This window comes from Jiella soli (genome assembly GCF_020615385.1).
Taxonomy (GTDB): Bacteria; Pseudomonadota; Alphaproteobacteria; order Rhizobiales; family Rhizobiaceae; genus VKMB-3413.
Genome location: NZ_JAJAVB010000039.1, coordinates 45,177 through 60,723 on the forward strand (window position 1 = coordinate 45,177; position 15,547 = coordinate 60,723).

General features: G+C 67.5%; 13 protein-coding genes. 1 reads left to right on the forward strand and 12 read right to left on the reverse strand.

Going from position 1 to position 15,547, the window contains the following annotated elements; genetic code table 11:
- The first annotated feature begins 191 nt into the window (after nt 1-191).
- Entirely contained in the window at nt 192-620 is a 429-nt protein-coding gene (locus LH400_RS22975) for an organic hydroperoxide resistance protein (protein ID WP_229155801.1), read from the forward strand.
- 30 nt (nt 621-650) lie between these two features.
- Here LH400_RS22975 and LH400_RS22980 read toward each other — a convergent pair whose 3' ends face one another.
- The 12 genes from LH400_RS22980 to LH400_RS23035 form a co-directional block, all read right to left on the reverse strand.
- Nucleotides 651-2,207: an ATP-dependent acyl-CoA ligase gene (locus tag LH400_RS22980; RefSeq protein ID WP_229155802.1), complete on the reverse strand. Its 1,557-nt coding sequence runs from the start codon at nt 2,205-2,207 to the stop codon at nt 651-653.
- Entirely contained in the window at nt 2,200-2,646 is a 447-nt protein-coding gene (locus LH400_RS22985) for an acyl-CoA thioesterase (protein WP_229155803.1), read from the reverse strand. Before LH400_RS22985 ends, LH400_RS22980 begins: the two co-directional genes overlap by 8 nt.
- A 13-nt stretch (nt 2,647-2,659) precedes the next feature.
- Nucleotides 2,660-5,038, reverse strand: coding sequence for an oxidoreductase (locus LH400_RS22990; RefSeq protein WP_229155804.1), 2,379 nt, complete (start codon nt 5,036-5,038; stop codon nt 2,660-2,662).
- Between the two features lie 486 nt (nt 5,039-5,524).
- On the reverse strand, nt 5,525-6,256 hold the full coding sequence (locus tag LH400_RS22995; protein WP_229155805.1) for an SDR family NAD(P)-dependent oxidoreductase: 732 nt from the start codon (nt 6,254-6,256) through the stop codon (nt 5,525-5,527).
- Entirely contained in the window at nt 6,253-7,077 is an 825-nt protein-coding gene (locus LH400_RS23000) for a cyclase family protein (protein ID WP_229155806.1), read from the reverse strand. The genes LH400_RS22995 and LH400_RS23000 overlap by 4 nt, the downstream gene beginning before the upstream one ends.
- Nucleotides 7,074-8,315, reverse strand: coding sequence for an SDR family NAD(P)-dependent oxidoreductase (locus tag LH400_RS23005; RefSeq protein WP_229155807.1), 1,242 nt, complete (start codon nt 8,313-8,315; stop codon nt 7,074-7,076). The genes LH400_RS23000 and LH400_RS23005 overlap by 4 nt, the downstream gene beginning before the upstream one ends.
- Nucleotides 8,312-9,490 carry a thiolase family protein gene (locus tag LH400_RS23010; RefSeq protein ID WP_229155964.1) on the reverse strand — a complete coding sequence of 393 codons (1,179 nt, stop codon included), beginning with the start codon at nt 9,488-9,490 and terminating at the stop codon, nt 8,312-8,314. Before LH400_RS23010 ends, LH400_RS23005 begins: the two co-directional genes overlap by 4 nt.
- Nucleotides 9,491-9,512: 22 nt before the next feature.
- Nucleotides 9,513-11,153: an AMP-binding protein gene (locus tag LH400_RS23015; protein WP_229155808.1), complete on the reverse strand. Its 1,641-nt coding sequence runs from the start codon at nt 11,151-11,153 to the stop codon at nt 9,513-9,515.
- A 10-nt stretch (nt 11,154-11,163) separates the two neighbouring features.
- Entirely contained in the window at nt 11,164-11,646 is a 483-nt protein-coding gene (locus LH400_RS23020) for an aromatic-ring-hydroxylating dioxygenase subunit beta (protein ID WP_229155809.1), read from the reverse strand.
- Nucleotides 11,646-12,998 (reverse strand): aromatic ring-hydroxylating dioxygenase subunit alpha, encoded by a 1,353-nt coding sequence (locus tag LH400_RS23025; protein WP_229155810.1) that lies wholly within the window; start codon nt 12,996-12,998, stop codon nt 11,646-11,648. The genes LH400_RS23020 and LH400_RS23025 overlap by 1 nt, the downstream gene beginning before the upstream one ends.
- A 174-nt stretch (nt 12,999-13,172) precedes the next feature.
- Nucleotides 13,173-14,189 (reverse strand): 3-hydroxybutyryl-CoA dehydrogenase, encoded by a 1,017-nt coding sequence (locus LH400_RS23030; protein ID WP_229155811.1) that lies wholly within the window; start codon nt 14,187-14,189, stop codon nt 13,173-13,175.
- Nucleotides 14,189-15,268, reverse strand: a complete 1,080-nt coding sequence (locus LH400_RS23035; protein WP_229155812.1) for an NAD/NADP octopine/nopaline dehydrogenase family protein — start codon at nt 15,266-15,268, stop codon at nt 14,189-14,191. The genes LH400_RS23030 and LH400_RS23035 overlap by 1 nt, the downstream gene beginning before the upstream one ends.
- Nucleotides 15,269-15,547: the final 279 nt, after the last annotated feature.

Consider the following 15,547-nt stretch of genomic DNA (forward strand, 5'->3'; position numbering starts at 1 on the left):
CGGAAGGCACAGCCGAAACATCTTCGGTCCGTTCGCGCCGCAGAACAGCCTTCCCGCAACCGCCCGCCGAGACAAGTCGCCGCCTCGCTTCAGAAGCTGTTTCGCAGCCAGTCGAGGCGGGACGCCGCCGGCAGATCCTCCATTGGCGCCTTGCCTGCCTAAAACGCACTCCATCAGAGGAAGAACGAAGCATGACGACCCCCGAAAAGATCCTCTACGAGGCCGAGATGACCGCGACCGGAGGCCGCGAGGGGCGCGCCGTCAGCCCGGACGGAGGCTTCTCGCTCGACCTGTCGATCCCGAAGGGTCTGGGCGGCCCCGGCGGCGACGGCACCAATCCCGAACAGCTCTTTGCCGCCGGCTATGCGGCCTGCTTCCTCGGCGCCCTCGGCCTCGTCGCGCGGCAGGGCAAGGTCGCGCTGCCGAAGGAGACCACGGTCACCGCCAAGGTCGGCATCGGCCCGGTCGCGACCGGCTACGGCCTCGCGGTCGCGCTGACGGCGACGATCCCCGGCCTCGACCGTGCGGCGGCGGAAGATCTGATGGCCAAGGCGCATGAGCGCTGCCCTTATTCCAACGCCACACGCGGAAATATCGACGTGACGCTGAGCGTCGCCTGAGGGCTCGTGCGGGCGGCGCGCCGCCCGTCTTCAGCGGATCAGGATGCCGTGCGCTTCCCGGTCGAATGTCGCATCCGTGACACCGCGCTCGGTGAGCGCGTATTTCTTCACCTTGCCGTTTTCGGTCACCGGCAGGCTGTCGACGATCTCGATGAAGCGGGGAATGGCGAAATAGGAGAGGCGCGGGCGGCAGAAGGCGATCAGCTCCGCCGGATCGACCCGGGCGCCCTCCTCCGCCACGATCGCCGCCGCGACCTCGTCCTCGGCCATCTCCGAGCGCACCGGGAAGACCGCGGCCGAGGCGACGGCGGGGAACGCGAGGAGCACCTGCTCGACCTCATAGGAGGAGATGTTCTCGCCGCGCCGCCGGATCGCGTCCTTCATCCGGTCGATGAAGCGGAAGCGGCCGTCCTCGTCCTGCACGACGCGGTCGCCGGTGTGGAACCAGAGGTTCCGCCAGGCCTCGACAGCCTTGTCCGGCATGCCGAAATAGCCGCTCGAAAAGGCGAAGGGCTCGTCGGCCCGCAGCACCAGCTCGCCCGCTTCGCCGGGCGGCACCGGCTCGTCCTCAGCGTCGACGACGCGCGCATCGAAGCCGGGCCGGAGCCGGCCCATCGTGCCGGAGATGCCCTCGCCCGGCTTGCCGGCGATCACGAAATTGGTCTCGGTCGAGCCATAGCCCTCGACGAGCGAGAAGCCGAAGCGCTGCTCGAACGGCTCGTGGAAGCGCGCCGGCACGCCCGGCCCCAGCGCGACGCGGACGCTGTGGGCGCGGTCGAGATCGGACGCCGGCCGGGAAAGAAGGATCGGGACCATGGCGCCGAGGAGATAGGTGGCGGTCGCGCCATGCTCGACGAGCGCCGGCCATAGGCCGGAGGCCGAGAAGCGCCGGCCGACGATCGCCGTCGAGCCGGTGATCAGCGCCTGATAGACGGTGTTGAGCGCGTTGACGTGGAACAGCGGCAGGCAGGTGTAGAGCCGCTCCCCCTCGGATAAGCCGAGGATGTCGGCGGTGTTGGCGCCCCACCAGTAAAGCTGGCCGTGCGGGCAGCAGACGCCCTTGGACGGGCCGGTCGTGCCCGAAGTGTAGATGATCGCGGCAAGGTCGCCGGCAATCTGCGATGCCGGCGGCACGGGTTCGCCTGGCTCGGGCAGCAAGCCTGCAAGCGGATGCGCCACCGCCGCGGGATCGCCGATCACCCAGATCGCCTCCAGCGCCAGCGTCCCGATCTCGATCGTGCCCAGGCTCTCGGCGAGCGCATCCTCGATCACCAGGAGCCGCGAGCCGGAGTTCGCGAGGATGTGCTGAAGCTGGGCGCCGCGCGAGGCAACGTTGATCGGCACCGCGACGGCGCCGAGCCAGGCGCAGCCGAAGAAGACGTCGAGGAATTCCGGCCGGTTCGAGCAGATGATCGCGACGCGGTCGCCGCGTTGGATGCCCGCCGCGGCCAGCGCCGAGGCACGGCGCGCCGCGATCCCGGCCGCTTCGGCGAAGCTCCAGCGGACGCCATCGACGACGACCAGCTCCCGGTCGCCATAGCGCTCCGCCTGCATTGTCAGAAGGTCCGGGAGAACGCGCCTATCCATCGACAGCCGCGTCCTCGACCCGGAAGCGCTCGACGGCCTGCCGGAGATCGTCCGGCAGAGGCAGCGACTTCGGCGCCTCGTTCGAGAGGTCGCAGTGGACGATGGTGTGGCGGGCGGAAAGCACCTTCTGCCCGTCCTCGCGCTCGGCCCGGATGTCGAGCATTATGGAGCTGCGGCCGATGGCAGTGACGGCGAGGCGAAAGACGACCATGTCTCCCAGCCGCGCCGGCCCGAGGAAGTCGACCGCGACCGACACCGCCGGCACGCCGCGCTTCTCCTCCATGTGGATGTGGCGGAAGCTGTCGCCGAGCGCGGTGTCGAACCAGTCCTCGACGGTCCAGTTCACCATTTCCACCAACCGCGGGAAGAAGGCGATGCCGGCCGGATCGCACTGGCCGAAGCGCAGCTTGTAGCGGGCCTCGAAGACCTCCCCCGGCATCACGATCCTCCCATTATTCGGCGGCCTCGCGGGCCTCAAGCAGGTCCTCCTGCAGCTCGTGCGGACGCGGCCGCGCCTTTCGCTTGAGCTCCATCTCCTGCTCGCGCTTCTTCGTCAGCTCGCGATGCGCCTGATCGCGGCCGGCGAGATACTGCTTCGGCCAATGCTGGTTGCGGGCGTCGTACCAGGCGGACGCCTCCCGCGTGAAATACGGGTTCCACATATGCGGGCGCCCGAGCGCCACGAGATCGGCCCGGCGGGTGTGAAGGATGGTGTTGACCTGCGCCGGCTCGGTGATCGCGCCGACGGCCATCACCGCCAGCTTCGGCACGTTGCGGATGCTCTCGGCGAACTGCACCTGGAACATGCGGCCATAGACCGGCTTCTGTTCGGCGATGGTCTGCCCGGCGGAGACGTCGATCAAATCGCAGCCGGCCTCGGCGAAGGCCTTGGAAATCGCGAAAGTGTCTTCCTCGCTGATGCCGCCCTCGGCCCAGTCGGTCGCGGAGACGCGCACCGACATGGGCTTGTACGCCGGCCAGACCTCGCGCATCGCCTGGAAGACCTCCAGCGGGTAGCGCAGGCGGTTCTCGATCGAGCCGCCATATTCGTCGGTGCGCCGGTTGGTGAGCGGCGACAGGAAGGACGCCAGCAGATAGCCGTGGGCGCAGTGGAGTTCGAGCATGTCGAAGCCAGCGCGGTCCGCACGCTCCGTGCCTTGCGCGAAATCCGCCTTGATCCGGTCCATGTCGGCCCGGTCCATCGCCTTCGGCGCCTGGCTGATGCCGTCCATGTAGGGGATGTCGGAGGCCGAGAAGAGCGGCCAGTTCTTCGCCTTGTCCTCCAGCGGCACGTCCATCTTCTCCCAGCCGAGCTGGGTCGAGCCCTTGCGGCCGGCATGGCCGAGCTGCATCACCATCTTGGTCTTCGAATTGGCGTGCACGAAGTCGACGATGCGCTTGAACTGCGCCTCGTGGGCATCGGTCCACAGTCCCGGGCAGCCGGGCGTGATCCGCGCATCGGCAGAGGGGCAGGTCATCTCGACGAACACCATGCCGGCGCCGCCGAGGGCGTGGCTGGTATAGTGGACGAAGTGCCAGTCGGTGAGGTTGCCGCCCTCGTCCGCCGAATACTGCGCCATCGGCGACATGACGACGCGGTTCTCGACCACCATGTCGCGCAGCCTGAACTTCGTGAACATCGGCGTCGGCCGGGTCTCGCGGTAATCCTCGCCGGTCTCGGCGAGCAGCCGCTCGTAGAAGGCGGTGTCGACCTTCTCCACGAAGCCGGGATCGCGGACCATGAGGTTGTCGTAGGTGATCGACTTCGCCCGGCACATCACCACCATGGCGAACTGTTCCGGCTCCATGTCCCAGGAACGGTTCATGTGCTCGAACCAGGCGAGCGAGACGTCGGCATTGTGCTGGATGATCTGGCAGGGCGTGCGCCGCTCGTCCTCATAGGCCTTGAAGGCCGCGTTGACACTGGTCTCCGCATGATCGACGACCGCGTCCGACAGCGAGATCGCGCATTCCATCGCAAGCTTGGTGCCCGAGCCGATGGAGTAGTGCGCCGAAGCCTTGGCGTCGCCGAGCAGGACGATGTTCTCGTGGCTCCAGTCATGGCAGAAGATCCGAGGAAACTGCCGCCAGTTCGAGCGGTTGAGGAGCAGCCCGTGGCCCTGCAACTCCTCGGCATAGAGCTGCTCGAGAACGTCCCTGGAGTGCTCTTCGTCCATGCCGTCGAAGCCGTGGCCGCGCCAGCAGGAATCGTCCATCTCGAAGATCCAGGTCGAGCGGCCCGCCTCATACTGATAGGTATGGGCGCAGATGATGCCGTGCTCGGTCTCGCGGAAGAAGTAGTTGAACTCGTCCATCGGCCGGGTGGAGCCCATCCAGCAGAAGCGGTTCGACTTGATCGCCACCTCCGGCCGGAAACTCTCCTTGAAGTGCTCGCGGATACGGGAGTTCACGCCGTCCGAAGCGACGATCACGTCGCTGTCGGCGAAGCGGGTTGCGATCTCCTCCGGCGGGATCGAGACGCCGAAATGCATCTCGACGCCCTCCTCCCGGCAACGTTGCTGCAGGATGGCGAGGAGCTTCATGCGCGAGATGCCGGCAAAGCCATTGCCGGCGCAGCGCATCTCCGTGCCCTGCTTGTGGATCGCGACGTCGTCCCAGTAGGCGAAGTCGCCGCGGATGCGGTCGAAGGATTTCGCGTCTCGTGACAGGAACTCGTGCAGCGTCTCGTCGGAAAAGACGACGCCGAAGCCGAACGTGTCGTCCGCCTGGTTCTGCTCGTAGACCGCGATCTGCCAGTCCGGCCGGCGCTTCTTGGTCAGGAGCGCAAAATAGAGCCCGCCCGGCCCGCCGCCGATCACCGTGATGCGCATGGCTGTCTCCTCTCGGATCTCGTCGGATTAGTTTAGGATTAAAATATCTGGATTTCAATGGACGTCTTGCGGCACGGATGGTGATGGCTCGGCGCCGGAGACTGTGACCAGTGACGAGGGCGTTGGCCGGCCTCTTGTGTCATTAGGGCCGTCGACGAATGTGTCGAATGCAGAGGTTGGAGATGAGCAGCGGCCATCCCTACCCGTCGTCATCCTCGGGCCTCGTCCCGAGGATCCAGTCGCGGCCTCGGACACGGGCTGAGGCAGAACTGCCTACCAGGAGAAGAGCCCGTGGCAGCGGTGTTCTGGATTCTCGGGACGGGGCCCGAGAATGACGAAGCGGCGAGGGTGGCACTTCATGCGCCTCCGTCTGCGCCAGATAATCCTTCGGCCTTTCGTGAAGCGCAAAGACCCCCTACGCCCGCAAGAGGCCAGCGGCACTCAACCAACTTGCGGCCCGGCGACGGACGAGTCGCCTTCCGGTCCCTACAGCGACAGACCGCCGAGGCTGGAGCCGCCACAGACAAAGAGCACCTGCCCCGTCACATAGCCGGCGTCGGGCTCGGCGAAGAACATCACGGCGCGCGAGACGTCCTCGACCGTGCCGAGGCGGCGCACCGGCAATTGTTCGGCAAGGCGCTGCTGGCGCTCCGAATCCTTCGGGATGATGCCCCAGAAATTGTCGGTGAGGATCGGGCCGGGCGCGACGACGTTGACGGTGATGCCGTCCGGCCCGAGCTCGTGCGCCCAGGTCCGCGCCATGCCGTGGACCGCGGCCTTGGTGGCGGAATAGGCGGTGCGCGAGGCAGCGCCCATGGACGCACGCGACGAGATGAAGACGATGCGGCCGAATCCGGCCGCGCGCATCTTCGGCAGCATCGCTTGGCTGAGGATCATCGGCGAGGTCACGTGCAGCCGGGTCAGCCCGTCGATCTCCTCCGGCTTCACGTCGCTGAGGAGGTTCGGCCAGATCAGGCCGGCGCAGTGGACGACGTGGCTGACGGCATGACGCGCGGCGATATCGTCGGCGACGCGCTTGGTCGCCGCCTCGTCGAGGAGGTCGACTTCGACCGACTCGAAGTTCGCATGCTCGAAGTCGTGCGGCTGCCAGGAGAGGCCCACGACGCGCCACCCGCGCTCCAGCATGCGTCGCGCGATGTCGCGGCCGATGCCGGAACTCGTGCCGGTGACGACGGCGGTGAACGGCGTCTCGCTCATGCGCTGGTCCTTTCCTCGTTCTGCGGCACCAGCGCGAAGACCCGGAGCGGACTGCCCGATCCGTTGCGGATCTTCAGCGGCGCGGCGAAGAGCATGGCACCGCGGGCCGGCAGGCGATCGAGGCCGGCAAGGCACTGCAGGCCGTAGCGGCCATGGCCGTGCAGGATGAAATGCGCGGGATATGGCGGAGAGAGGTGGCTGCCCTGCCCAGCGTCGGTGCCGATCGTCTCGGTGCCGAAGCCGATGATGCCGCGCTCCTTGACGAGGAACTCCATCGCATCCGGCGCCGGGCCTGGCGAATGGGCCCCATTCTCGCGCAGGTTGAGATATTTCGCGCTGCCGAGATGCTTCGACCAGTCGGTGCGGAAGAGGACCCAGGCCCCCGGTTCGATCGCGCCGTGCTTGTCTTCCCAGGCTTCGATGTGTGCGCGGGTCAGGAGAAAATCCTCGTCTTCCGCGCTCTCCTGCGAGAAGTCGAGCACAACTGCCGGGCGGGTCAGTCGGTCGAGTGGAATAGCGTCGACCGTCCCCTGCGGCAGGTTGCGGCCGGAAATCCAGTGCGCCGGCGCGTCGAAATGCGTGCCGGCATGCTCGGACATGGAGATGTTGTTCCAGTACCAGCCGGGACCGCGGCCGTCGTAGCGCGACACCTCCTCCATGCGGAAGGGCTGGCACTGGCCGAATTCCGGCGGCAGGACCATGACTGGAAAGTCCGGCGACAGCGTATGCGTGAGGTCGACGATCTCGACGCCGCCGGACACGATGCCGGCGGCGAGCGCCTGCAGAAGCTCGGCGCCGGAGGGCGCTGCGGCTGTCGTCATTGTCCGAGTTCCCGTTCCAGCACCTTCGGATCGGCCGCAAATCGTGCCGCGATGTCCTTGGCGACGTCGCCGACGAAGCTCTCCTCGATCCCCTCGGCGAGCGCCGTGACCACGGCCTTTGCGATCTGCGCCGGCGCGACCTTCGGCGGCGGCACGTTCTGGCGCCATTCGTCCTCGACGGGCCCCGTAAAGACGCCCATGACGCGCACGCCGCCGGGACGCATCTCGGCCCTGAGGCACTGCAGCAGCGAAAGGCGGGCCGCGGCGCTGGCGGAGTAGAAGCCGTAGTCCGGCGAATTCGCCAGCGCATGGACCGGCAGCACGTCGACGATCGCCGCCGCCGAGTTGACGCCGTCGGCGCCGCGCGCCCGCATGCCCGGGCCGAAGGCCTGCGCGAGGCGCTGCAGTCCGAACACGTTGACATCGAAGGCCTCGCGGGCGGTGACGAGGCTGCCTGCGTCAACGAACCCGCCGGGTCGCACGTGATCCACGGTGTTGACGATGATGTCGGTCTTGCCGCCAATCTCGCCGGCAAGCTCGCTCACCGAGGACGTGTCGGTGAGGTCGAGCGGCATGATCTGGACGTTCGGGATCGCCCGCAGTTGCGCCTCTCCCGGGAACGGCTTCCACGGCTCGGCGATGCCGACGAAGATGATCGCCGCGCCAGCCTTCGACAGCGCTGCCGCCACCGCCTGCCCCACCGGCTCGCGGCCGCTGGTCACGAGCACGCGGCGGAACTTCGGATGCGCGGTGAGTTCGCGCCATTCCGGATCGTCGGCCATCGCCTCGCTCCATTTCTCGGGCTGTGCCATCAGGACGGCATTGCCGCTCTTGTCGAGCTTTGCGACCATGCGGCAGCGCCCGGGAACCGCGACATCGCCATGGAGATGGGCAACGATCGACGGGCCGCAGTCCATCTTCACCATGCCGACCCGCCAGGGCGTGCGCTCGCGGAAATAGAGATCGGTGCTGGTGCGGATCACCGTCTCGGCGATGACGTTCCCGCCGTCCGGCACCGGGCGGAAGCGCAGTTCGGTCGACAAGCACTTGCCGCAGGCATCGCGCGGCGGATAGGCGACCGCGCCGCATTCGTCGCAGACCTGCAGCGCGAAGACGCCGCGGGCGGCGGCCGCTGTGAGGCCGAGCGCGGCGCGGCTGCGCTGCACCGGCGGCAGTTCCGGCGGCCGCGTGACCCGCTGCGGGTCCTTCTTGGGCGGGGGGCTGAGCGGGTGCGTCATGCGCCATCCCCCCGCAGGATCGCCGCACCGGAGCAGAGCCCACGATCGTAGTTGATCATGCCGAAGCCGGAAACGAGTGCGGTTCTGGCGTTCTCCACTTGCCAGGAGAGCGACTGGCCGGTCACCTGGCGCAGCGCCTCGACCAGGCCCAGATAGCCGCCGGCTGCGCCCGCCTGGCCCGCCGACAGCTGCCCGCCGGAGGTGTTCTGCGGGAAGCTGCCGGCATTGGTGAGATCATGCCCGCGCACGAACTCAGGCCCCTCGCCCTTGCCGCAGAAGCCGAGATCCTCGAACTGCATCATCACGATCACGGGATAGTCGTCATAGGTTTCGAGCACGTCGACGTCGTCCGGCTTCGCACCGGCCATGGCGTAGAGTTCGTCCACATCCATCGCCCAGCCTCCACGCATCTGGATGGGATCGTCGGGAAACGCGTTGTGGCGCTCAATGGTGGAGAGCAGCGTCGCATGCTTCAAGCCGAGATCGCGGGCGATGTCTTCAGTGGTCACCAGGAAGGCCTCGGCCCCGGCGCAGGGCATGACGCAGTCGAAGAGGTGGATCGGGTCGGCGATCGGCCGAGCGTTCATGTAGTCGTCGAGCGTCAGGGGCTTGCGCATGATCGCCTGGGGATAGGTCAGCGCGTTGTCGCGCTGGGCGACGCAGATCTTGCCGAAATCCTCGCGGGTCGCGCCATACGCCCGCATGTAATGGTCGGTCAGGAGCGCGAAGGAGCCGTTCGGCCCGCCATAGCCATAAGGGTAGCTCGCATCCTGGGCGAAGCGCGAGAAGGACGAGAGCAGCTTGCGGAACGAGTCGACCTCGTTGGCGTCGCCGCCGACGCAGGCGACGATCGAGGCGTCGCCGGCCTCCACCGCACGCGCGGCCCGGCGCAGCGCCACGACCGCGCTGGCGCCGCCCATCGGAATGTTGTCGAGCCAGCGCGGCGAGAGGCCGAGATGCTGGGTGAGACCGACGGCGGTGTCGGGGGCGAGCGTGAAGCTCGAGACGGAGAGGCCGTCGAGATCGGCCGGCGCGATGCCGGCGCGGCTCGTCAGCTCCTCCAGCGCCCGAGCGATCCACGCATGCGCGGTATCGGTCGAATAGCGGACATAGGGAATGCTGACGGGAACCGCGACGGCGACGTCGCGATACGGCCGGCGGGGATTGCCGCGCAAGGGTCGGACTGCCTCCGCCACCTCAGGCCGTCCGCTTCTTCAGGGCCGTCGTGTCGATCGCGTCGCCCTTGCCGAGCGCCGCCGCCACGGCCGCCTTCAACGCGCCGCGCTGGATCTTCTCGGTCGAGGTGAGCGGGATCGCGGGCACGAAGGCGACGAAGCCCGGCGCCTTGTAATAGGCGAGCCGGGTCAGGCACCAGCGCGTGATCTCCTCCGCCAGGTCTCGCCCGGCCTTGTCCGGCTCCTTCGGCACGATCAGCGCGACCACCTCCTCGCCGCGCACCGGGTCCGGCGTCGGCGCGACCGCGACCTGCGCGACGGCCGGATGGCGTCCGAGCACGCTCTCCACCTCGACCGCAGCGATGTTCTCGCCGGAGCGGCGGATGACGTTCTTCTTGCGGTCGACGAAATGCAGCTGTCCCTCGGCGTCCCGCGAAACGACGTCACCCGTGTGAAACCAGTCGTCCGCCCAGGCGGCGGTGGTGGCCGCCTCGTCCTTCAGATATTCGCGGAAGAATCCGCGGCGCGGGTCGGCGCCCGCCGCGCGCACCAGAAGTTCGCCCGGCTCGCCCGAAGCGGCCTCCTGCCCTGCATCGGTGCGGATCGAGACCTCGACCTCCCGCTTCGGTCGCCCGAAGCAGCTGGTGCCGATCTGCCGCGGCTCTTCGGACGCGATGATCACCGCGCCGGCGCCGGTCTCGGTCATCGCCCACGCCTCCAGCAACGGAAAGCCGAAGCGCGCCTCGAACGGAGCATGGAGGCCCTTGTCGACCCCCGCGCCGAAGCCGAAGCGCACCTTGTGTGCCTTATCGGAGGGACCTTCCGGCGCCGACATCAGCATGGCCGGCATGACGCCGAGATAATGGACGACGGTCGCATCGAATTTCCGCACGCTGTCCCACCAGCTCTTCGGATGGAAGCGGTCGAGGATGGCGGTCGAACCGGCGACGGTTACCGTCGCGATCAGCGAATAGGCCATGGCGTTCATGTGGAAGAGCGGCAGCGGCGTCAGCATGCGTTCCGGCGGTTCGGCGCGAAGGTCGCAGAGCCCGCCGACCGTGGCATACCATTCGCCGGCGATCAGGAAATAGGCGTTGGTCAGCAGGCATCCCTTCGGCTTACCCGTCGTGCCGGAGGTGTAGAGCAGCGCGCATTCGGTCTCGCGCGTGAGATCGTCGTGCGAAGTCGCCGGACGGGATGCCACGGGCGGCGCGTCGTCCGGCGCGATCACCGCAAGCGCTGCGCCCGTCGCCGCTGCGGCCGACCGAAGATCCTCGATCCGCTCACGGATCGCCACCGCCAGGCACATCTCCGAGTGTGCGATCAGGTACTCGAGTTCGGCGGACCGAAGATCCGGATTGATCGGCACGACTGAGGCGCCGAGGGCGTTCAGTGCGAACCAGTGGAAGACGAAATCCGGCCGGTTCTGCAGCAGCAGGCCGACGCGGTGGCCCTCCCCATAGCCCGCCCGGCGGTAGGCCTCGGCAAGAAGGCTTACGCGGTTCAGCGCCTCGCCATAGGTGACGACACCAGAGGGAATCCCGTAGACGGCGGCGGTTTCCGGCAGGACGGCAAGGAAGAGCCGTTCCGGAAAGCGGGTCGCCGTGCGTTCGAAGCGGGCGAAGACCGTGGCGTCCTCTATGACGCCGGAAAGAAGGCTCATCGTCACCCGCTCACATGAACAGCTGGATATTGCCGAAAGGCGCATCGAAATTGACGAGGTCGACGCGCTTCAGGACGATCTTCAGCTCTCCGTCTTCGACCCGCAGCTCGTGCCGCGCCCAGCCGGCATAGGTGGAGAACTCGTCGCCGCGCGTCTCCGCATAGTGGAAGCTCGTCCAGGTGCGGTAGCGGTTCTCGGCCGCGTTCATCTCGTCGATCTGCGGCGCCTGCAACAGGTGCTGGGCACGGCTCCTGGGCTTCTGGCTATAGGTGCGGTTGCCGGCGAGCCGCTCGACCCGAATCCTGAGGAGCAGCATGTCCTCGTACATCAGCGAGGGCTGCAGCCTCGGATCGGTCTGCTGCCATTCAGCCGGCATCCAGTAATGCGCGTCCTCGGCATAGAGCGACAGCCATTCCTCGTAGCGAAGCTCGTCGAGGAGCCGCGCCTCGCGGTAGACGAAGTCGACGAGGTCCTTCTCGGTGATCTCTGTCATCACTCGGCTGCCTCCTGCAGGCCGTGGCCGGCCGGCGTCATCGACATCGTCATATACTTGACCCACGCATGGAACTGGTTGCGCATCTGCCGCTCCGAGGTGCCGCCGGCAATTTCGGTGACGTCGTCCGCCTCGCCCGGCTTGTAGAGCCGCTGGATGTTGACCCATTCGTAGCCGTCGGACATCAGGCCGAGCTGGGCGCGCTCGTACATTTCGAGATCGTCGTGCCCGACGATCGAGGTCGGAGCGTTGATCAGCCGGTTGTACATCAGCGTCCGCTCGAACAGCATGTCCGGCGCGTCGACGAGGCGGAAGGTGTAGCTCTCGACCAGCGTCTTGTCCGCGGCGATCGGCTTGAAGACGCGCAGCGTCTGGATCGGCCCCTTCACCATGATGTTGGGGAAGTAGCAGGTGTTGTGCCGGTTCTCGCCGAGGATCGCCTTCGCCCGCTCCTCGCCATAAGCCGCGACCATCTGGTCGAAGTAGCCGGGGATGGCGGAGTAGTCCGCGTGGATCGAGGTGGTGACGCCGGTGTGGCCATGGCCGTTCGGCCAGACCCGCAGCCCCATCTTCTCGAAGAAGTCATAGGGCGCCATGAAGGGCGCATAGACCTCGACGGCCATCGGCTTCTTGCCGCCCTTGGCCTGTTCGCGCTCCCAGACCGAGACCGCGGTGCCGGCCGAGGATTCGTGCGCGACCATGGGGTGGCAGGTGTCGGTCTGGTTCTCGACCAGCATCTTCCAGTTACAGGGATGCATGTAGCGCAGCGGTGCGCCTTCGAGGACGAGCTTTCCGGCCGGCGAGCGGTCGACCATGTTGTCGATCGAGGAGAGGCTGTCGCCGAAGAAGGTCTCGAAGTCGACGCCGTCCTTGGCGAGCCGCGCGAAGATGAAGTCGCGATAGACCTTGAAGGCGCCGACCCGGGGAAGGCCCGTCGCCGCCTCGCTCTCCATCAGGTCGGTGTCCTGGTAGCCGCGGTGATAGGGGATCGCGTGCAGCGCGCCGTCGGTCTTGAACAGCCAGGCGTGATAGGGGCAGCGGAAGACGAAGCCGGTATTGCCGCAGGCCTCGGAGACGATCTTGGTGCCCTTGTGCGGGCAGCGATTGTGCAGGACGTGGATTGAACCGTCCTTGTGCCGAGAGGCCAGCACCGGCTTGTTGCCGATCTCGCTCGAGAGATAGTCGCCGGGATTGGGGATCTGGCTCGCATGGCCGACATAGACCCAGGTGTTGGCGAAGAGATGCTCCATCTCCAGCCGAAAGATCTCCGGGCTCGTATAAACGTCGCGATGCACGCGCTCGGGCGTGACGAGCGCCTTCACGGAAGAGGGATCGGCCTGGTAGCGGGACATTGCATCAGCCTCCTGGATCGGTTCACGGGCGTCGGCGGGATACGCCGGCTCGGATTTTCCTCATCATGCACATCGAGGCGGCGCCTGTATCGCGCCGACCGCGCACAGCCGGCATGGCCGCCTGGAAGATCGGGGCCGGCGGCCCTCGCCGACATGGCGCGTCGGGAAGACCGGTCATGCCGCGCCCTTCTCCTCGGCCGGCTGGGCCGGCGGCCGGTGGAGGCCCGAGCGCGTCAGCATGCCCAGGAATTCCGCCATCCGCTCCTGCCGGTAGGCCGGGACGTCCATCGCGGCATAGTCGTAGAAGCCGACGCCGTCGCGCAGGCCGTTGCGGCCTTCCGCCATGTTCGCCTCGACGATTGCCGGCGCCGCGAACCGCCTGTCGCCCATCGCATCGGTCATGTAGCGGCTGGCATGGTAGAGTATGTCGCCGCCGCCCCAGTCGATGAATTCGAGGAGGCCGAGCACGGCGAAGCGGAAGCCGAAGCCGTATTTCACCGCCTTGTCGATGTCCTCAGCCGAAGCGACGCCCTCCTCGACGAGCCGCGCAGCCTCATTCATCGCGAGCGCCTGGATGCGCGGCACGATGTAGCCGGGCGAGGCCTTGCAGACGACCGGGACCTTGCCGATCGCCTCGAAGAGAGCGTTGAGTTCGGTCACCACGGCCGGATCGGTCTCGCCGGTCGGGCTCACCTCGACCAGCGGCACGATGAAGGCGGGATTGAGCCAGTGCGCGTTGAGGAAGCGGCCCGGCCGGCCGCTCCAGGCAGCGAGCTGCGTCGAGAGATAGGTTGAGGTCGTCGAGGCGACGATCGCGTCCGCCGAGGCGAGGCGGTCGATCAGCTCAAGGCCGGCGCGCTTGGCCGCGTCCGTCTCCGGCACCGCTTCGAAGACGAAGCGCGCGTCGGCGAGAGCCGTCTCCGCCTCGTCGAGGGGCACGATCGAGATGCGCGCCATGATCGGCTCGATCGCGCCCGCATCGAAGCCGCCGAGCCCCGCGACCATGGCGAGGCTGCCGCGGATCTCCGCCCGCGCCGCATCGGCCATCTCCGCAAATGCCTGCGGCTCGCGCGGCTTGGCGTCGATCAGGCGCACGACATAGCCGGCATAGGCAAAGGCATGGGCGATGCCGCGGCCCATGCGGCCCGCCCCGACGCAGGCGACAACCGGCCTGGCGCTCGCCGCCGCCATCACAATCCGTCCCTCAGGAGCGCCTGCATCTCCGCGCGCGACGTTTCGGAAAGTCCGAGCCCTTCCAGCGTGCGGCCGCTCCGGCGGAAGTCGTTGCCGGTGGCCGCGCCGGCGATCGCCAGAAGTCCCGCCGCGACCGGCACCGGCACCCCGGCCCATTCCCCGATCGAAACGAGGAGCGCAAGGCCGCAGGCCACGTCCTCCAGCATGTAGCGGTGCGCCTTCAGGTCGAGATGCTCGTGCCAGTCGCCGGAGCCGACCAGCTTGTCGTGGGCGAGATTGCCGTACATCCAGTTCGACGTCTCGTAGTGGTCGGCAAGTGGGAAGTGCGGTGCGCCGTAGCCGAGCGCCTCGCGCACGGCGATCCGCTCGGCGTCGAGCGCGGAGTGGACGCGGCGGATCGAGGCTTGCGTACCCTCATTGTGGATGTCCCATCGGTCGAAATGCTCGATCGGCCCGGCATTCATCAGGATCAACGGCGGATGGATGATGGGCCCGGCATTCATCAACGCGCCGGACAGCGCATCCTCGACCGGCTCGATGGCATCCGGGAAGGCCTGCGAGATGACCGCAAGGGCGTGGTTCGAATGGCGGGCGGGAAAGACGCCGGTCGGCAGCCGCGTCGCTCTTGTGGTGATGGCGATCTCGCCCGGGCCGTGCTTGCGGGTCAGCCAGGGCAGCGTGCCGGTCTCGGCGATGGCGACGTCGGCGGTGGAGCCGGCATCGCGCAGGATCTTCGTCATGAGGTAGGAGCCGAAGGTGCCGGGCGGCAGGTAGATCACCTGGCCATCGGACAGATGCGGGGCCAGCCGCCGGGCAAGGTCCTCCTGCGCGAAGGCCGGCACCGGTGCCACGATCAGTTCGGCGCCGCGCACGGCCTCCGCGAGATCGTCGGTGACGACCGGGATCGAGACGTCGCGCAGGCCCTTGAAGTCGCGAAGGGCGATCGTGCGCGTTTCGATCATCGGCCCGAAGGCGGCGCCGTCGCGTCGCCAGAAGCGGACGGCGTGACCGGCCTCGGAGAGATCCGCCGCCGCCGCATGCGAGCCATTGCCGCCGCCGAGAACCGCAATCTTCATGATCCGCCTTCCTCCAGTCCAACGGCTGGCAGTAAATGCTTTAGGCTTAAAGTTTTCAAGCCCAGACGGGGGCGATTTTTCCGGATCGGCTGGAGCGCATTGCCGCCGGCCCGTCTCCCGCAGGCAGACTTGCCCTCTCTTTTGTCGCGTTTACGGGCTTCGTCGGAGAGCGCCGCCAAGCGAGCGCCTCGACCCGCCGCTCCGTTGGTCCAACCTCCGACGCATCAGCCCTCGTTGACAGGCCCGACAAGCGCGATCAGTTTAAGCTTAAAGTTTCGC